The following is a 17,262-nucleotide window of genomic DNA, read 5'->3' on the forward strand; positions in this document are numbered from 1 at the left end:
GGCGGCAGGGCCGAAAGCCGCGGCGCCCGCCATGCGGGCCCGGACGCGTCGCCGCAGCTGGGCCCCGGTCCCGGACTTAGGCAGACCTAAGTGACGTACCCCACCGGAACCGGCGAACTCCCCGCTTGTGGATCGCCGGAGAATTACGCAACAATGGCGTTGTGAAATACGCGAGCGAGGCTCCGAACGAACGCGCGGCCGAAGCGGCCGCGCGGTCCGGCACGCCCGCGTCCGCGCCGGAAGAGCAGCACGGCACCCGCAACCGGGTGGCGCGCTCCATCCTCGACCACGGTCCCTCCACCGCGGCGGAACTCGCCCTGCGGCTGGAGCTGACCCAGGCGGCCGTCCGCCGCCACCTGGACACCCTCGTCGCCGACGGCGTCGTCGAGCCCCGAGAGAAGAGGGTGTACGGGGCGCGGGGGCGCGGCCGCCCGGCCAAGGTCTTCGCGCTCACCGACTGCGGTCGCGACGCCTTCGACCAGGCCTACGACAAGCTCGCCGTCGACGCTCTCCGCTGGATCGAGCAGAGCGCCGGAGGCGGCGAGGCGGGGCGTGCCGCGGTCGCTGCGTTCGCCCGCGCCAGGCTCGCCGCCCAGGCGGAGGAGTACCGCGGCGCCGTCGAGGCCGCCGCCCCCGGCGGCCGCACCGAAGCGCTCGCCGGAGCACTCTCCGCGGACGGGTACGCTGCTACGGCGCGCAGCGCGCCGGTCGGCGAACAGCTCTGCCAGCACCACTGCCCGGTCGCCCACGCAGCCGAGCGATATCCGCAGCTGTGTGAGGCGGAGACCGAGGTCTTCTCCCAGCTGCTCGGAACCCATGTGCAGCGTCTGGCCACCATCGCCCATGGCGACGGGGTGTGCACGACGTTCGTTCCGAAGACCGGCAAGGTCGAGAAGACCGACACCAGCACCACCAAGACCACCACCGCATCTGCCAGCACGGCCGGGAGGAACCCCGAATGACTCTCCCCACGGAGACCGCTCACCCCGAGCTTGAGGGTCTGGGCAACTACGAGTACGGCTGGGCCGACTCCGACGTGGCCGGCGCCTCGGCCAAGCGCGGCCTCTCCGAGGAGGTCGTACGCGACATCTCGGCGAAGAAGTCCGAGCCGGAGTGGATGCTCAAGCTCCGTCTGAAGGGCCTGCGGCTCTTCGGTAAGAAGCCCATGCCCACCTGGGGCTCGGACCTGTCGGGTATCGACTTCGACAACATCAAGTACTTCGTCCGCTCCACCGAGCAGCAGGCCGCCTCCTGGGAGGAGCTGCCCGAGGACATCAAGAACACCTACGACAAGCTGGGCATCCCGGAGGCCGAGAAGCAGCGCCTGGTCGCCGGTGTCGCCGCCCAGTACGAGTCCGAGGTCGTCTACCACAAGATCCGTGAGGACCTCGAGGAGCAGGGCGTCATCTTCCTCGACACCGACACCGGTCTGCGGGAGCACCCCGAGCTCTTCAAGGAGTACTTCGGCTCGGTGATCCCGGCGGGCGACAACAAGTTCGCCTCGCTGAACACGGCGGTCTGGTCCGGCGGCTCGTTCATCTACGTGCCGAAGGGCGTGCACGTGGAGATCCCGCTGCAGGCGTACTTCCGCATCAACACCGAGAACATGGGCCAGTTCGAGCGGACGCTGATCATCGTCGACGAGGACGCCTACGTCCACTACGTCGAGGGCTGCACCGCGCCGATCTACAAGTCGGACTCGCTGCACTCCGCGGTCGTCGAGATCATCGTCAAGAAGGGCGCCCGCTGCCGCTACACGACCATCCAGAACTGGTCGAACAACGTCTACAACCTGGTCACCAAGCGCGCCGTGGCCTACGAGGGCGCGACCATGGAGTGGGTCGACGGCAACATCGGCTCCAAGGTGACCATGAAGTACCCCGCCGTCTACCTGATGGGTGAGCACGCCAAGGGTGAGACCCTGTCCATCGCCTTCGCGGGCGAGGGCCAGCACCAGGACGCCGGCGCCAAGATGGTCCACATGGCCCCCCACACCTCGTCGAACATCGTCTCCAAGTCGGTGGCGCGCGGCGGTGGCCGCACCTCCTACCGCGGTCTGATCGAGATCGGCGAGGGCGCCGAGGGCTCCAAGTCCAATGTGCTGTGCGACGCCCTGCTCGTCGACACGATCTCCCGCTCGGACACCTATCCGTATGTGGACGTCCGCGAGGACGACGTGTCCATGGGCCATGAGGCGACCGTCTCCAAGGTCAGCGATGACCAGCTCTTCTACCTGATGAGCCGCGGTCTGTCCGAGGACGAGGCCATGGCGATGATCGTGCGCGGCTTCGTCGAGCCGATCGCGCGCGAGCTGCCCATGGAGTACGCGCTGGAGCTCAACCGGCTGATCGAGCTGCAGATGGAGGGCGCGGTCGGCTGACGCCACCACCCTTCCGGCCCCGGCGGGGCACCGTCCCCGTCCGGGCACCCCATTCAGGCCCATCAGGCAGAAAGTGAGCAGTACGACAGCCATGGCTGAAACCATCCCGGCCGGATCCACCACGGACGGCGTCATCCAGGTGGGCCAGCCCACCGATGCCCGGGTGAGCGCGCCCGCGTCGTACGACGTGGCCGACTTCCCGGTGCCCCATGGCCGCGAGGAGGATTGGCGGTTCACCCCGCTGGAGCGGCTGCGCGGTCTCCACGACGGCACGGCCGTCGCCGACGGCGGCGTCAAGGTCGAGGTGACCGCCCCCGAGGGCGTCACGGTCGAGACCGTGGGCCGTGACGACGCGCGCCTGGGGAAGGCCGGCAAGCCGGTGGACCGGGTGGCGGCGCAGGCGTACAGCTCCTTCGAGAAGGCGTCGGTCGTCTCGGTGCCCAAGGAGACGGTGCTCACCGAGCCGGTGCGGATCGCCGTGCACGGCGAGGGCGGCACCGCCTTCGGTCACCAGGTGATCGAGATCGGCGCCTTCGCCGAGGCGGTCGTGGTCATCGACCACACCGGTGACGCCACGGTCGCCGCCAATGTGGAGTACCTGATCGGCGACGGCGCCAAGCTCACCGTGGTCTCGGTCCAGGACTGGGACGACACCGCGGTCCACGCCGGTCAGCACACCGCGCTGGTCGGCCGGGACGCCACCTTCAAGTCCGTGGTCGTCACCTTCGGCGGCGACCTGGTGCGGCTCCACCCGCGGGTCGTCTACGGCGCCCCGGGCGGTGAGGCCGAGCTCTACGGCCTGTACTTCACCGACAACGGCCAGCACCAGGAGCACCGGCTCTTCATCGACCACGACACCCCGCACTGCCGCAGCAACGTGGCCTACAAGGGCGCGCTGCAGGGCGCGGAGGCGCACGCGGTGTGGATCGGCGATGTGCTGATCCGGGCCGCCGCGGAGGGCACCGACACCTACGAGCTCAACCGCAACCTGGTCCTCACCGACGGCGCCCGCGTCGACTCGGTGCCGAACCTGGAGATCGAGACCGGTGAGATCGTCGGCGCCGGTCACGCGAGCGCGACCGGCCGCTTCGAGGACGAGCAGCTGTTCTACCTGATGGCGCGCGGCATCCCGGCCGACGAGGCCCGCCGTCTGGTGGTCCGCGGCTTCTTCGCCGAGCTCGTCCAGCAGATCGGGATCCCCGACCTGGAGGAGCGGCTCATCGCCAAGATCGAGGCCGAGCTGGAGGCGTCCGTAGGATGACCAACACCTTCGTACGCGCCTGTGCCCTGGACGAACTCGAGGACGACACCCCCAAGCGGGTCGAGCTCGAGGGCGTGCCCGTCGCACTGGTGCGCACCGAGGGCGAGGTGTTCGCGGTCAACGACATCTGCTCGCATGCGAACGTCTCGCTGTCCGAGGGCGAGGTGGAGGACTGCCAGATCGAGTGCTGGCTGCACGGCTCCAGCTTCGACCTGCGCACCGGCAAGCCGTCCGGCCTCCCCGCGACGCGCCCGATCCCCGTGTACCCCGTAAAGATCGAAGGGGACGATGTGCTCGTCTCCGTCACCCAGGAGTCCTGAGGCACCCATGGCCACGCTTGAGATCCACGACCTGCACGTTTCCGTCGACGCCGAGGGCGGTCCCCGCGAGATCCTGCGCGGTGTCGACCTGACCGTGAAGCAGGGCGAGACGCACGCCATCATGGGCCCCAACGGCTCCGGCAAGTCCACCCTCGCCTACTCGCTCGCCGGACACCCGAAGTACACGGTCACCAGCGGCACCGTGACGCTGGACGGCGAGGACGTGCTCGCGATGTCCGTCGACGAGCGCGCCCGCGCCGGTGTCTTCCTCGCCATGCAGTACCCGGTCGAGGTCCCCGGCGTCTCGGTCTCCAACTTCCTGCGTACCTCCGCGACCGCGATCCGCGGCGAGGCGCCCAAGCTGCGCACCTGGGTGAAGGAGGTCAAGGAGGCCATGGAGCGCCTCCACATCGACCCCTCCTTCGCCGAGCGGAATGTGAACGAGGGCTTCTCCGGCGGTGAGAAGAAGCGCCACGAGATCCTCCAGCTGGAGCTGCTGAAGCCGGCCATCGCGATCCTCGACGAGACCGACTCCGGGCTCGACGTGGACGCGCTGCGGGTGGTCTCCGAGGGCGTCAACCGGGTCCGCGAGTCCGGCCAGGTGGGCACCCTGCTGATCACCCACTACACCCGCATCCTGCGGTACATCAAGCCCGACCACGTCCACGTCTTCGCGGCGGGCCGGATCGCCGAGTCCGGCGGTCCCGAGCTCGCCGACAAGCTGGAGGAAGAGGGCTACGAGGAGTACGTGAAGGGAGGCGCGTCCGAGTGACACAGTTGCCGGGCCTCCTCGACACCGAGGCGATCCGTAAGGACTTCCCGATCCTGGACCGGGTCGTCCACGACGGCCAGCGGCTCGTCTACCTGGACAACGCGGCGACCTCGCAGAAGCCGCGCCAGGTGCTGGACGTGCTGAACGACTACTACGAGCGCTCCAATGCCAATGTGCACCGGGGCGTCCATGTGCTCGCCGAGGAGGCCACGGCGCTGTACGAGGGCGCCCGCGACAAGGTCGCCGCCTTCATCAACGCTCCCAGCCGCGACGAGGTGATCTTCACCAAGAACGCGTCGGAGTCGCTGAACCTGGTGGCCAACATGCTCGGCTGGGCCGATGAGCCCTACCGGGTGGACCAGGACACCGAGATCGTCATCACCGAGATGGAGCACCACTCCAACATCGTTCCGTGGCAGCTGCTCTCGCAGCGCACCGGCGCGAAGCTGAAGTGGTTCGGCCTCACCGAGGACGGCCGCCTCGACCTGTCGGAGATAGAGCAGATCATCACCGAGAAGACCAAGGTCGTCTCGTTCGTGCTGGTCTCCAACATCCTCGGCACGGTCAACCCGGTCGAGGCGATCGTCCGCCGCGCCCAGGACGTCGGCGCCCTCGTGGTGATCGACGCCTCCCAGGCCGCCCCGCACATGCTGCTGGACGTGCAGGCGCTCCAGGCCGATTTCGTGGCCTTCACCGGCCACAAGATGTGCGGTCCGACCGGTATCGGGGTGCTGTGGGGCCGCCAGGAGCTGCTGGAGGACCTGCCTCCGTTCCTCGGCGGCGGCGAGATGATCGAGACCGTCTCGATGCACTCGTCCACCTACGCCCCGGCGCCGCACAAGTTCGAGGCCGGTACGCCCCCGATCGCCCAGGCCGTCGGCCTCGGCGCGGCCGTGGACTACCTCACCTCGATCGGCATGGACAACATCACCCGCCATGAGCACGCCCTCACGCACTACGCGGTCGGCAGGCTCCTGGAGGTGCCGGACCTGCGCATCATCGGCCCCACCACGGCCGAGGAGCGCGGTGCCACGATCTCCTTCACGCTCGGCGACATCCACCCCCACGATGTGGGCCAGGTGCTGGACGAGCAGGGGATCGCGGTCCGGGTCGGTCACCACTGCGCCCGCCCCGTATGCCTGCGCTACGGAATTCCGGCGACCACCCGAGCGTCGTTCTATCTGTACTCCACGCCGGCCGAGGTCGACGCCTTGGTGGAGGGCCTGGAGCACGTACGGAACTTCTTCGGGTAGGGGCGTGCCGCGTGAAGCTGGATTCGATGTACCAGGACGTGATCCTGGACCACTACAAGAACCCCCATGGCCGGGGGCTGAGGAACGGCGACGCAGAGGTACACCACGTCAATCCCACCTGCGGTGACGAGATCACGCTCCGGGTGCGGCTTGACGGCGACACCATCAAGGACGTGAGCTACGAGGGCCAGGGCTGTTCCATCAGCCAGGCCAGCGCCTCGGTGCTCAATGAGCTGCTGGTGGGCAAGGAGCTGGCCGAGGCGCGCAGGATCCAGGAGACCTTCCTGGAGCTGATGCAGTCCAAGGGCAAGGCCGAGCCGGACGACGCCATGGAGGAGGTGCTGGAGGACGCGATCGCGTTCGCCGGTGTCTCCAAGTACCCGGCCCGGGTGAAATGCGCCCTGCTGAGCTGGATGGCGTGGAAGGACGCCACGTCGCAGGCACTGGGCGAGACCGCCGGAGGGAAGACCGCATGACCGAGAACGCCACCACCACCAAGCCCGCCAGCGAGGAAGAGGTCCGCGAGGCCCTGTACGACGTCGTGGACCCCGAGCTGGGCATCGACGTGGTCAACCTCGGTCTGGTCTACGGCATCCATGTCGACGACGGCAATATCGCCACCATCGACATGACGCTCACCTCGGCGGCCTGTCCGCTGACCGATGTCATCGAGGACCAGGCCAAGTCCGCGACCGACGGCATCGTGAACGAGCTGCGGATCAACTGGGTCTGGATGCCGCCGTGGGGCCCGGACAAGATCACCGACGATGGGCGTGAGCAGCTGCGCGCGCTCGGCTTCAACGTCTGAGTCCGAACGTCTGGGCGCCCGAACGTCTGACGGCCTCCTGCGCTTCGTGAGCGGCCCCCGTGCTTCGGCACGGGGGCCGTTCGCGTGTTCGTAACCCCGGGGCGGGTTAGTTGTGTACGCCCGTACGCATCGTTGTGTACGCTCGTACGCATGGCATATGTGACGCTCTCCGGGGCCATCCTGACCGAGATCCTGGCGACCACCTCGATGAAGTACAGCGAAGGCTTCAGCAGACTCTGGCCCTCATTGGCCACCGGCGTGGGCTATCTGCTGTCCTTCGTGCTGCTCGCCCACACGCTCAAGTCCATCTCCGTGAGCACCGCCTACGCCATATGGTCCGGGGCCGGGACCGCGGTGATCGCCGCGATCGGCATGCTCTTCCTGGGGGAGGCGATGACCGCCGCCAAGGTGCTCGGCGTGCTGCTGGTCATCGCCGGGGTGGTGGTGCTCAATCTGAACGGTGCCCACTGATGGGCCGCCGCTACGACCCCGAGCGGCGGCAGCGGATCATCGACGCCGCGGCCGCCGTGGTCCGCGAGCGCGGCATCGCGGGGCTCGGCCACCGGGCCGTGGCCGCCGCGGCCGATGTGCCGCTGGGCTCGACGACCTACCACTTCGCGACCCTCGACGACCTGCTGGTCGCGGCGCTCCGCCAGATCAACGCGGAGTGGCTGGCGGAGGTGAGGCACTGGGTCGAGGGCGTCGATCCGGCCGCACCGCCCGCGGACGAGCTGGCCCGGTGGCTGGGGGAGCAGCTCACGGGCGACCGGGCGCGGATGGAGCTGGAGTACGAGCTGTACTTCGCCGCGCTGCGCCACGAGGGGCTGCGGCCGCTCGCCGCCGAGTGCCTGGACGAGATGGCCCGGATGCTCACGCGACTGGTGCCCGACGCGGCCACGGCGCGCGCGGTGGTGGCCCTCATCGACGGGCTGACCCTGCAGGTGCTGCTGGCGGACCGCCCGTACGACCGGGAGGGCACCCGCGCGGCGCTGGCGCGGATCATGGGCGGGGACGGCGACGACGGGCCGACCGCGCGCTGAGACCGCAGGGGCCGCCCGCTCGCTGAGACCGCACGGGCCGACCGCGCGCTGAGACCGCGCGACGGACCGCTCGACGAGACCGCACGACGGACTGCCCGGGACCGCTCGCTGAGACCGGTTCGCCTCCCGGGCCCGGCTCCGGTTAGCGTTCTGACCATGACCGATGCACCCACCACCGCCCCCACCGGCGCCGTCGCCGCCGGTCTCGCCACCCTCACCGAGGACGGCACCGTCCTGGACACCTGGTTCCCGGCCCCCGAGCTGACCGCCGAGCCCGGCCCGGCCGGGACCGAGCGGCTCGACGCGGAGCGCACCACGCGGCTGCTGGGCGAGGCCGCCCTCAAGGCGGTCGGACCGGACCCCCGGCGCGGCGTCGAGGTCGTCGCCGTCCGCACGGTCATCGCCTCGCTCGACGAGAAGCCCAGGGACGCGCACGACGTCTATCTGCGGCTGCATCTGCTCAGCCACCGGCTGGTCAAGCCGCACGGCCTGAGCCTGGACGGCCAGTTCGGCCTGCTGGCCAACGTCGCCTGGACCTCGCTCGGCCCGGTCCCCGCCGACCAGGTGGAGCGGGCCCGGCTCGCCGCCCGCGCCGAGGGGCTGCAGCTGTCGGTGACCAGTGTCGACAAGTTCCCCCGGATGACCGACTACGTCGTCCCCGCCGGCGTCCGCATCGGCGACGCCGACCGGGTCCGGCTCGGCGCCCACCTCGCCCCCGGGACCACGGTCATGCACGAGGGCTTCGTCAACTTCAACGCCGGCACGCTCGGCACCTCCATGGTCGAGGGCCGGATCAGCGCGGGCGTCGTGGTCGGCGACGGCTCCGACATCGGCGGTGGCGCTTCGATCATGGGCACCCTCTCCGGCGGCGGCAAGCAGACGATCACCATCGGCGAGCGCTGCCTGCTCGGCGCCGAGGCGGGTCTGGGCATCTCGCTCGGCGACGACTGCATCGTCGAGGCGGGGCTGTATGTGACGGCGGGCACTCGCATCACGCTCCCGGACGGCAAGATCGCCAAGGCCCTGGAGCTCTCCGGCGTCAACAACCTCCTCTTCCGCCGCAACTCCATCACCGGCACGGTCGAGGCGCTGCCCCGCACCGGCTCCTGGGGCGGTCTGAACGAGGCGCTGCACAGCCACAACTGAGTTGGCCGGGGTTCGCCCCCCTTGGGTTTCGTCGCCGGGTGCGGGCCGGTGGGTGGCGTTGTGCCCACCCGTCCCGCCCCGCGTGACGATTGCCCACAACCTCCACTCAGGGGCGCACTCGCACCACCTGCGGGTCGTGGTCGCTGGACTGGTCCGAGAACTCGGCGTTGATGTGCACGATGTCGTAGTCGGCACGGCGCAGCGCGCGGCTGGTCAGGATGTGGTCCAGCACCTGCGAATTGCCGTTGTAGACATAGCCGTAGCGCTCGTCCTTCGGCAGCCGGGTCACCAGGTCCGTCAGCACACCGCCCTTGGTGAGGTCGGCCAGCGCGGGCGAGAACTGGTAGTCGTTGAGGTCGCCCGCGACGACCACCGACGCCTTCGGATCGGCGTTCAACAGCGCCTTGACGAAGGTGTTGACCGCCGTGGCCTGCCCGGTGCGCTGGGTCTCCGAGGAGCGGGCCGGGGGCTGGAAGCGGCTGTCCAGGCCCTGGTCGCCGCCCTTGGAGTTGAAGTGGTTCGCGACCACGAACACCGGGCGGCCCCGGAAGGAGAACTGACCGACCAGCGGCTTGCGGCTGGCCTTCCAGACGCCGTTCGCCGGGTCGATACGGCCGGGGGAGGCCGACAGCGTGGCCTTGCCGCCCGTCTTCTCGACCTTCACGGGGGTGGTGGAGTCGCCGCCCGGGATGTCGGTGAAGGAGACCCGCTCGGGGTTGTAGAGGAACGCCACGCGGATGTTGCCGCCCGGCTCGCCGCCGTCCTGGTCGTCCACCGGGTTGATCTGCCGCCACTCGTACGCGGGACCGCCCGCCGCCTTGATCGCGTCGGTGAGCTTCTTCAGCGTGGCGTCGGCGCCGACCACGGAGTCGTTCGTCGCGCCGTTGTCGTCCTGGACCTCCTCCAGGGCGACGATGTCCGGCGAGGCGAGGTGCTCCACAAGACCGGTGGCCAGCCGTTCGAACTTCGACTGGGCGGTCTTGGGGGAGAGGTTCTCCACGTTGTAGGTGGCGATGGAGAGTTCGTCCGCCTGCTGCTTGCGGGTGGTCTCCCGCTGCGGGCCGTGGTCGGCCGGCTCGCCCATCGCGGTGGCCGCGATCGTGTAGCCGCCGAAGTTGTCGTAGTCCATCGGCCCGGCCGTGGTGCCGGTCAGCGCGTCGCCGACGTCCGCCACGGGGAAGGGGTGCTGGGCGTAGGGCAGGAGCGACACCACCTTCACCCGGCCCGCGTTCGGGTCGCGGTACGAGTTGTAGAGGGCGCCGCCGCGTGCGGTGCGCTGGTGGCGGGGTTCGGCGGTGACCCACAGCTCCTTGTAGGTGTTGGTCGCGCCGACCACGGGGGCGTTCTCGACCGAGACCCGCATGCCCTCCAGCGACTCGTAGCGGTCCAGGGCGTACGAGCGCGGCCGCAGCGTCAGCCCCTCGATGGAGTCGCCACCGGCGTCCGGGGTGTAGCGGTCGGGGATCGTGGAGGGGTTGAGCCGGTAGGCGGCGGGCAGCGCGTTGCCGGAGGACTGGACCGACCAGGTCGCCTTGGAGAGCTCGGTGAGCGACTGCCCACCGGCGTCCTTGCCGCCCGGGTAGTACTCGGACACCGTCCCGGAGACCAGCACCGAGTCGCCCACGGCGACCGAGGGCGTGGTCGACCCGGTGAAGACGAAGATCGCCTCGCTGGTGGCCGCGTCCTTGTCGGGCCGGGTGTCCTGGATCCAGAAGCCGCGCGAGGAGCCGAAGGCGCGTATCGCCGTGACCGTGCCGGGGACGTCGCTCACCTGCTGTCCGGCGAGCGGGGATATCCGGGTGCTGCCCTGGATGTCATGGATGCGGAGCTCGGCGGCGGAGGCCGACGAAGGCATGGCGAGCAGCCCGGCCGCGAGGGCGGAGGCGGCGACGGCGGTGAGGGCGACGGGTCCGCGCGGGGCGCGAAGGGACATGGTGGTGGCCTCCGGAAAGGAGTGAACGGCGAGGAATGTGCCTCTACGCGCGTCAATCTCTTTCCTCGCCACGGAAGTTGTCAAGGGAGGACGGGTGGCCCGGGCATGGCGGAAGCGGGATCGAAACATGAACGAGGGCCGCGGGATGTGGTGCGGGAGGGGGCGCGGGACGGGGCGCAGACCACATCGGGACGAAAGTGCCGTCCCGTTCCGTCTACGCTGGGGTCCGGGCCGTATCCGCGCACCCGCGCCGGTACACCCCGCATCGCCGTACCTCCATGGCTCCACGGTCCCGTGGACCCATGGCCCCACAGCCGCATAGCCGCACAGCCCCGCATTCGCGCCCGCGACCTCCGCGCCCGCGACTTCCGTGCCCTCGAGGAGTGACGTCCGCCCATGCCAGAAGAGCGCCCCACCATGCCGCCCGTGCGGCTTCGCACCGACGCGGAACTCGCGCGGGACGCACTCGCCGCGCCGCTGCTCGCCCGCGCGGTCCGGCTCGCCCGCTGGGCCGAGCAGGGGAAGCCGGCGGCGTCGGGCGGGGCGCTGCCGGAGGGCGAGCTGCGGGAGGCGACCGAGCTGCTGGAACTCGCGGGGGACGAGGACGGGCCGCTGTACGCGGCGCAGGCGTGGCAGCTGGCGGTGGACACCGGGCTGGTCGAGATCGGGGAGCCGACGGGGGGCGACGGCGAAAGCGACGACGGCGGCGAACGCGCGGACGGTGAGGCGACGGCCGAGGACGAGTTCTCCGCCGTCGCGACCAGCGGCGAGGAGCTGCGGCTGATCACCGAGGGCGGCCCGCGCGACATCCTGGACATCTGGCTCGACGGTTTCGAGACGGTGCTGGCCGACGCCGCCGCCCCCGACCTGAGCGACATCGCCGCCCAGATCAGCGAGAGCGGCGAGCTCGACCTCGACGCGCTCGACTGGAACCCGGAGGAGGAGGCCGAGTTCCTCGACGGGGTGCTGGGCAACCTCTATCTGCTGACCGCCCTGGACGAGGAGGCCGCCACGGCCCCCGTACCGCTGCCCGCGCTGGCCGCCTCCATGATCGTCCCCGAGGACATGGACGAGCCCACCGACGACATCCTCGAAGAGGTCTCCGAGGCGATGGTGCGGCTGGACGACCAGTTCCGGCTGCTCGCCCCGACCGGCCTCGTCGAGTACCAGCCGGTGGACGAGGCGCTGATCCAGGAGGTCGACGGCGAGGGCCGGATCCAGGAGCCCGAGACGGCCCAGGAGTTCGAGGACGAGGACGTCTCCCGCTACGGCATGGTGCGGCTCACCCCGCTCGGCGTCTACGCCGTACGGGCCCGGATGCTCGAGGCGGGCATCGACGCCCCGGCCGTCGGCGACCTGGCCGACCAGGGCGCCGACATCCTGCTGGACGCCCTCCCCGGCCACCCCGAGCCCGCCGCGCGGGCCGAGGCCGAGCAGTGGCTGGCCCGTCGTACGCCCGAAGAGGCCGCCCGCGAGCTGCTGGCCGCCGCCCGTGGCGACGACGAGGACGCGCCGCTGCGCCGCCTCACCTGCCAGCAGACCCTCTCGCTGGCCGGGACCGAGGCCGAGCCCGCCCTGCGTGAGGTGCTCGACGACCGCCACCTGGGCGGGCTGGCCCGGGTCTGGCTGGCCGAGCACGGGGTGGTGGGTGTCCCGGAGCCGTCGGAGGAGATGGTCTTCTGGCTCACCGTGGACACCCTCGCGGCCCAGCTCGCCTCCGAGGGCGACTCGGCGGAGCTGCGCGATCTGGTGCGGGGCCTGGTCGACCAGTCCGGCAGCTTCTTCGACTCGGCCTGGCGGGTGGACCACCCGGCGACGGCGGACGTCCTGGAGGCGATGGGCCGCCTGCACCCGGACAAGAAGGCCGCCAAGGAGGCCCGCAAGGCCGCCTTCAAGGCCCGCTCCCGGGCGTAGCCGCTCCGCGGGTCCACCGAGTCCCGCCCGTGTCGCCTTCCGCGTGCCCGCGTGCCCGCGTGCCGCGGTGCGGACCGGCGCGGGGGCGCCGACCCGGCGCCTCGCGTCGCCATCCGCGCGGGGCCCTGCTCGCGCGCGGAGCGTGCGCGGCCGGTGCCTCCGGTGACCCGCGGTGCGCTCGCGGGAGGCGGGGCGTGACGCCCGCGAGCGGGGAGTGGTCGTCGCCGCGTAGAACCGTAACGCTTCGCCCGCCGTATAAGGGATCGGCGGTCATTCGTCCGTTGATGTCGCGCGCCGTTCAACTGATGTTCGGCCTGAGACGGGAACGTATGGCCGCAGTCCGGAGGACACAACCCTGCGTTCGGGAGAAGACATGCCGCTCAGCCGAAGAGACTTCGCGAGGCGTTCCGCGTACACCGGGGCCGGGTTCGCCCTGGTCGGAAGTGCGGGGGTGCTCGCCACCGCACCCGGCGCGCTCGCCGCTGAGGCGACCGAGGAGGGCGTCGCGGGGGTCGAGGGCCACGGCGGCTCGTCGCTCGGCTACGGTCCGCTCATCGCGGACCCCAAGGGCATCCTGGCCCTCCCCAAGGACTTCAGCTACAAGATCATCACCCGTACCGGTGAGACGAAGCTGGAGTCCGGCGAGTCCACCCCGTCCAACCACGACGGCACCGCCACCTTCGAGGGCTCGCGCGGTGCGACGCTGCTGGTCAACAACCACGAGCTGGGCGGCCCCCGCAGCAAGTGGCCGCACCCGGTCCCGCTGACCGAGGGCCTGGTCTACGACCCGGCGGCCTCCGGCGGCTGCACCGTCGTCGAGGTCTCCAAGCACGGCGACCACGTCACCGAGTGGGTGGGCATCGCGGGCACCGCCACCAACTGCGCCGGTGGCCGTACCCCCTGGGGCACCTGGCTCACCTGCGAGGAGACCGAGGACAAGGCCGGCCAGAACGGCATGACCAAGGACCACGGCTACGTCTTCGAGGTCGACCCGCACGACCGCAAGGCCAACCGCGACCCGAAGCCGATCAAGGCCCTGGGCCGGTACGCCCACGAGGCCGTCGTCGTGGACCCGGGGCGCGGCCACCTCTACCTCACCGAGGACGCCTCCGGCCCGAACGGCCTCCTCTACCGGTGGGTCCCGCCGCACGGCTTCGAGCACGGCCGCGGCAAGCTCGGCACGCTCAAGGACGACGCGGGCGTGCTCCAGGCGCCCAAGTGCTACGACTCGGGCGGCAACTTCGTGGACGACCTGTCCCGCGCCACCAAGACCGGCACGGTCTACGGCGTGGACTGGGAGCCGGTGCCGGACCGCGACGCGAAGTCGGTGTCGGTGCGCAAGCAGTTCAAGGACGGCGAGATCACCCGGGCCCGCAAGCTGGAGGGCATGTGGTGGGCGGACGGCGGCGCGTACATCGTCTCCTCGTACGCCCGTGAGGAGAGCCCGGTCCAGCACGACGGCCAGGTCTGGTTCTACGACCCCAAGCGCCGCACCCTCACCCTCAAGGTGCTGCTGGGCGTCAACCCCGACCCGTCGAAGGACGGCGCCTTCGACGGCCCGGACAACATCACCGTCTCGCCGTACGGCGGTCTGGTGATCGCCGAGGACGGCGAGGGCATCCAGCACCTCTTCGGCGCCACCGAGGACGGCCGGACGTATCCGATCGCGCGCAACGACCTGAACATCGGCAGCGCGGAGGAGCCGGAGTTCAGCGAGTTCACCGGTGTGGTCTTCTCGCCCGACGGATCGACGCTGTACGCCAACATCCAGGTGCCGGGCATCATGCTCGCGATCACCGGCCCCTGGCGCCGCCAGCGCTGAGGCCAATGGCCCGGGGGAATCGTCCCGGCCGGGGAACGCGTTGACGCGGGTGTGACCTCACGCCTGCGCACCACCCCCTTCTCCATCCTGGACCGCTCCCGCACCCGCCAGGGGCGGGAGCGGTCGCAGGCGCTGCGCGACACAGTGCGGTTCGCGCAGCAGGCCGAGGCGCTCGGCTACCACCGCTTCTGGGTCTCCGAGCACCACAGCGTGCCCGGCGTCGCCGGTTCGGCGCCCACGGTGCTGGCGTCCGCCGTCGCGGCGGCGACGGTCCGCATCCGCGTGGGCACGGGCGGTGTGATGCTCCCGAACCACCGCCCGCTGGTCGTGGCCGAGCAGTTCGGGGTGCTCGAATCCCTCTTCCCGGGCCGGATCGACATGGGCCTGGGCCGCTCCGTCGGCTTCACCGACGGCATCCGCCGCGCCCTGGGCGCCGAGAAGGACGCCGCGCGGGACTTCGGCGCCCAACTGGACGAGCTGCTCGGCTGGTTCACCGGTGAGCAGGACGCCCACCCCCAGGTCCACGCCCACCCGGCCGAGGGGCTGCGGCTGCCCGTCTTCGTCCTGGCCACCGGCGCCGGCGCGGACCTGGCGGCGCGGGCCGGACTGTCCCTGGTGATCGGCGATCCGCGCGGCCGGGACGAGATGCTGCGCGCGATCGACCGCTACCGCACGGGCTTCCGCCCCTCGGCGTGGTCCTCCGCCCCGTACGTCGTCGTCTCGGGCAATGTCGCGGTCGCCGACACCACGGAGGAGGCCCGCCGACTGCTGCTCCCCGAGGCATGGTCGATGGCCCACTCCCGCACCCACGGCGTCTTCCCGCCGCTGGCCCCGGTCCCGGAGATCGAGGCCCGGGAGATGACCGAGAAGGAGCGCGGCTTCTACGAGCGCGGCCTGCGCGGCCAGCTGTACGGCACGGAGGACGAGGTCGCCGCCGCGCTCGACGAGCTCATCGAGCGCAGCGGTGCCGACGAGGTGCTGGTCACGACGAGCACCTATGACCGCGAGGCCCTCCTGGACTCCTACCGCCGCCTGGCCCGCGTGGCGGGGCTGTCCGGTGACTCCGGCTCCGGCCGTGCCTCCGGTTCTGTGCCGGCCGCTACGTCACCGGGTTCGCGCACGCTGAGCCGTGGGCATGAGTTCGGCATCCGCAGTGGCGCAGAAGCGCCCGCGCCGCGCTGACCTCCGCTCGGCTCAGCGGCCCGTGCTCGGCCTCGTACTGGGCGGTCAGCTCGGCAAGGCGGTCCCGCTCGATCTGCCGCCGCGCGGTCTGGTGGCAATCGGTGTCCGTCAGTTCGTACGGCCTCATCTCAGACGGCGACAAGCGTGATCCTCTCGCCACACAGCTTTGCCATGTCGTCCGTGTCCGAGGTGAGCATGACCACAGGCCCCGGCTGGTGGAGCGCGGTGACGGCCACCATGGCGTCGATGGCGTATTTGTGCCCGTGCAGGCCGGTATCCCGCAGGAGCAGGGCGGCTTCCTTGGACCAGTCGACGCTGAGCGGTTCGACGCGCAGCTGCGACAGCACATAGTTCCAGCGGGTGCGTTTGATGCCGTTGTGCTGGGCTTCGATGAGGGTGGCTCCGCTGACCACTCGGTCGGCGCCGCGGTCCAGCGCGGACCGCACCATGTTCATCACGGCCCGGTCCTCTTCGAGGTAGAGCGACAATCCTTGGCTGTCCAGCACCAAGCTGCCGCCTCCGGTCAGCCGGCCTCGCGCCACCGGGACTCCCGGCCTTCGGCCGCGGACCAGACGTCCGCGGCCGCTTGGCGCTCCTCGGCCGTGAAGGGACCGTGCTCCTTCTCGAACTCGGCGAGATTCTCGCGAGTGGCCTGGTTGCGCAGGTGCTCCTCGATGGCCGCGGCGACCAAGGCGGAGACGCCGCGGTTGCCCGCCCGGTCCCGCAATGCCCGTACCGTGCCCTCGGGAAGGGACACGCTGAGCGCCTTCGCGGGTCCCTCCCCGATCCCTGGCTCCACTGCGTCCTTATGCATGCGACCAGTTTAGCAATCGGTTTAATAATCCGTATCCGGAAACGCCCGACGCATGGCGGGCGAATTGGTTCACAGAGCCTTGCCGGCGGGCTTGGCCATGCCTCGGACGGTGCGCGAGTCCACGTACTCGCCCATCGCGGTCATCTCCCACTCACCCGAGAACTGCTTGATCAGCTTCGCCATCATCACGCCCGTGCGCGGCTCGGCGTGGGTGAGGTCGAAGCGGACCAGCTCCTCGCCGGTCTGGGCGTCGAGCAGGCGGCAGTACGCCTTGGCCACATCGGTGAACTTCTGGCCGGAGAACGAGTTGACCGTGAAGACCAGGCCGGTGACCTCGGGCGGGAGGCCGCCGAGGTGGACGGTGATGGACTCGTCGTCGCCTCCGCCCTCACCGGTGAGGTTGTCGCCGGAGTGCTGGATGGCGCCGTTGAGGATGGCCAGCTTGCCGAAGAAGCAGGCGTCGATCTTCTTACGGTCGACACCGAAGGCGATCACGGACGCGTCCAGGTCGATGTCCTTGCCGCGGAACGCGGGCTCCCAGCCCAGGCCCATCTTCACCGAGCTGAGCAGCGGGCGGCCGCCCTTGACCAGGGACACCGTCTGGTTCTTCTGCAGGC

18 protein-coding genes are annotated in these 17,262 nt (G+C 70.5%); 14 read left to right on the top strand and 4 right to left on the bottom strand.

What is annotated here, in order from left to right:
• The first annotated feature begins 161 nt into the window (after window positions 1–161).
• The 11 genes from GWI24_RS04455 to dapD all read left to right on the top strand — a co-directional run bounded on the left by GWI24_RS04455 (window position 162) and on the right by dapD (window position 8,980).
• Entirely contained in the window at window positions 162–962 is an 801-nt protein-coding gene (locus GWI24_RS04455) for a metalloregulator ArsR/SmtB family transcription factor (protein ID WP_210944586.1), read from the top strand.
• Window positions 959–2,380 carry a Fe-S cluster assembly protein SufB gene (sufB, locus tag GWI24_RS04460; protein WP_210944587.1) on the top strand — a complete coding sequence of 474 codons (1,422 nt, stop codon included), beginning with the start codon at window positions 959–961 and terminating at the stop codon, window positions 2,378–2,380. Before GWI24_RS04455 ends, sufB begins: the two co-directional genes overlap by 4 nt.
• A 91-nt stretch (window positions 2,381–2,471) precedes the next feature.
• Window positions 2,472–3,641: a Fe-S cluster assembly protein SufD gene (gene sufD / locus GWI24_RS04465; protein WP_210944588.1), complete on the top strand. Its 1,170-nt coding sequence runs from the start codon at window positions 2,472–2,474 to the stop codon at window positions 3,639–3,641.
• The gene (locus GWI24_RS04470) at window positions 3,638–3,961 is read left to right on the top strand and encodes a non-heme iron oxygenase ferredoxin subunit (RefSeq protein WP_210944589.1); all 324 of its coding nucleotides are present in this window, start codon (window positions 3,638–3,640) and stop codon (window positions 3,959–3,961) included. Before sufD ends, GWI24_RS04470 begins: the two co-directional genes overlap by 4 nt.
• A 7-nt stretch (window positions 3,962–3,968) precedes the next feature.
• The gene (gene sufC / locus GWI24_RS04475) at window positions 3,969–4,733 is read left to right on the top strand and encodes a Fe-S cluster assembly ATPase SufC (RefSeq protein ID WP_210944590.1); all 765 of its coding nucleotides are present in this window, start codon (window positions 3,969–3,971) and stop codon (window positions 4,731–4,733) included.
• Window positions 4,730–5,986: a cysteine desulfurase gene (locus GWI24_RS04480; RefSeq protein WP_137977454.1), complete on the top strand. Its 1,257-nt coding sequence runs from the start codon at window positions 4,730–4,732 to the stop codon at window positions 5,984–5,986. The genes sufC and GWI24_RS04480 overlap by 4 nt, the downstream gene beginning before the upstream one ends.
• Window positions 5,987–5,997: 11 nt before the next feature.
• Entirely contained in the window at window positions 5,998–6,462 is a 465-nt protein-coding gene (gene sufU, locus GWI24_RS04485; RefSeq protein WP_210944591.1) for a Fe-S cluster assembly sulfur transfer protein SufU, read from the top strand.
• Window positions 6,459–6,794, top strand: coding sequence for a metal-sulfur cluster assembly factor (locus tag GWI24_RS04490; protein ID WP_020872231.1), 336 nt, complete (start codon window positions 6,459–6,461; stop codon window positions 6,792–6,794). The genes sufU and GWI24_RS04490 overlap by 4 nt, the downstream gene beginning before the upstream one ends.
• Window positions 6,795–6,944: 150 nt before the next feature.
• The gene (locus tag GWI24_RS04495; protein WP_210944592.1) at window positions 6,945–7,265 is read left to right on the top strand and encodes a multidrug efflux SMR transporter; all 321 of its coding nucleotides are present in this window, start codon (window positions 6,945–6,947) and stop codon (window positions 7,263–7,265) included.
• Window positions 7,265–7,834 carry a TetR/AcrR family transcriptional regulator gene (locus tag GWI24_RS04500; protein WP_210944593.1) on the top strand — a complete coding sequence of 190 codons (570 nt, stop codon included), beginning with the start codon at window positions 7,265–7,267 and terminating at the stop codon, window positions 7,832–7,834. Before GWI24_RS04495 ends, GWI24_RS04500 begins: the two co-directional genes overlap by 1 nt.
• A 156-nt stretch (window positions 7,835–7,990) precedes the next feature.
• Complete coding sequence (gene dapD, locus GWI24_RS04505) at window positions 7,991–8,980, top strand: 2,3,4,5-tetrahydropyridine-2,6-dicarboxylate N-succinyltransferase (protein ID WP_210944594.1); 990 nt, start codon at window positions 7,991–7,993, stop codon at window positions 8,978–8,980.
• Window positions 8,981–9,086: 106 nt separating this feature from the next.
• On the opposite strand, the gene GWI24_RS04510 is transcribed toward dapD, so the two are convergent.
• Entirely contained in the window at window positions 9,087–10,913 is a 1,827-nt protein-coding gene (locus tag GWI24_RS04510; protein WP_210944595.1) for an endonuclease/exonuclease/phosphatase family protein, read from the bottom strand.
• A 396-nt stretch (window positions 10,914–11,309) separates the two neighbouring features.
• Between GWI24_RS04510 and GWI24_RS04515 the strand changes: the two genes are divergently transcribed.
• The 3 genes from GWI24_RS04515 (at window position 11,310) to GWI24_RS04525 (ending at window position 15,831) form a co-directional block, all read left to right on the top strand.
• Window positions 11,310–12,827 (top strand): hypothetical protein, encoded by a 1,518-nt coding sequence (locus GWI24_RS04515; RefSeq protein WP_210944596.1) that lies wholly within the window; start codon window positions 11,310–11,312, stop codon window positions 12,825–12,827.
• A 373-nt stretch (window positions 12,828–13,200) separates the two neighbouring features.
• On the top strand, window positions 13,201–14,649 hold the full coding sequence (locus GWI24_RS04520; RefSeq protein ID WP_210944597.1) for an alkaline phosphatase PhoX: 1,449 nt from the start codon (window positions 13,201–13,203) through the stop codon (window positions 14,647–14,649).
• 51 nt (window positions 14,650–14,700) lie between these two features.
• A complete protein-coding gene (locus tag GWI24_RS04525; protein ID WP_308343457.1) occupies window positions 14,701–15,831 on the top strand; it encodes an LLM class flavin-dependent oxidoreductase in 1,131 nt (376 codons plus the stop codon).
• Between the two features lie 128 nt (window positions 15,832–15,959).
• Here GWI24_RS04525 and GWI24_RS04530 read toward each other — a convergent pair whose 3' ends face one another.
• From GWI24_RS04530 to GWI24_RS04540, 3 genes are all read right to left on the bottom strand, one after another.
• Complete coding sequence (locus GWI24_RS04530) at window positions 15,960–16,373, bottom strand: PIN domain-containing protein (protein WP_210944598.1); 414 nt, start codon at window positions 16,371–16,373, stop codon at window positions 15,960–15,962.
• Window positions 16,355–16,645 carry a hypothetical protein gene (locus tag GWI24_RS04535; RefSeq protein ID WP_210944599.1) on the bottom strand — a complete coding sequence of 97 codons (291 nt, stop codon included), beginning with the start codon at window positions 16,643–16,645 and terminating at the stop codon, window positions 16,355–16,357. The genes GWI24_RS04530 and GWI24_RS04535 overlap by 19 nt, the downstream gene beginning before the upstream one ends.
• A gap of 69 nt (window positions 16,646–16,714) precedes the next feature.
• Window positions 16,715–17,262: TerD family protein (locus tag GWI24_RS04540; protein ID WP_210944600.1), on the bottom strand; the 548-nt coding region annotated here is incomplete at its 5' end.

Source organism: Streptomyces sp. MK37H, from assembly GCF_018035285.1.
In the GTDB taxonomy this organism is placed as follows: domain Bacteria; phylum Actinomycetota; class Actinomycetes; order Streptomycetales; family Streptomycetaceae; genus Streptomyces; species Streptomyces endocoffeicus.

Excerpts from the sequence above, each read along its gene's own strand:
- dapD (WP_210944594.1), top strand. The coding sequence starts at position 7,991 with ATGACCGATGCACCCACCACCGCCCCCACCGGCGCCGTCGCCGCCGGT.
- GWI24_RS04515 (WP_210944596.1), top strand. The coding sequence starts at position 11,310 with ATGCCAGAAGAGCGCCCCACCATGCCGCCCGTGCGGCTTCGCACCGAC.
- GWI24_RS04510 (WP_210944595.1), bottom strand. The coding sequence starts at position 10,913 with ATGTCCCTTCGCGCCCCGCGCGGACCCGTCGCCCTCACCGCCGTCGCC.
- GWI24_RS04520 (WP_210944597.1), top strand. The coding sequence starts at position 13,201 with ATGCCGCTCAGCCGAAGAGACTTCGCGAGGCGTTCCGCGTACACCGGG.
- GWI24_RS04500 (WP_210944593.1), top strand. The coding sequence starts at position 7,265 with ATGGGCCGCCGCTACGACCCCGAGCGGCGGCAGCGGATCATCGACGCC.
- GWI24_RS04495 (WP_210944592.1), top strand. The coding sequence starts at position 6,945 with ATGGCATATGTGACGCTCTCCGGGGCCATCCTGACCGAGATCCTGGCG.
- GWI24_RS04490 (WP_020872231.1), top strand. The coding sequence starts at position 6,459 with ATGACCGAGAACGCCACCACCACCAAGCCCGCCAGCGAGGAAGAGGTC.
- sufD (WP_210944588.1), top strand. The coding sequence starts at position 2,472 with ATGGCTGAAACCATCCCGGCCGGATCCACCACGGACGGCGTCATCCAG.
- sufB (WP_210944587.1), top strand. The coding sequence starts at position 959 with ATGACTCTCCCCACGGAGACCGCTCACCCCGAGCTTGAGGGTCTGGGC.
- sufC (WP_210944590.1), top strand. The coding sequence starts at position 3,969 with ATGGCCACGCTTGAGATCCACGACCTGCACGTTTCCGTCGACGCCGAG.
- GWI24_RS04470 (WP_210944589.1), top strand. The coding sequence starts at position 3,638 with ATGACCAACACCTTCGTACGCGCCTGTGCCCTGGACGAACTCGAGGAC.
- GWI24_RS04535 (WP_210944599.1), bottom strand. The coding sequence starts at position 16,645 with ATGCATAAGGACGCAGTGGAGCCAGGGATCGGGGAGGGACCCGCGAAG.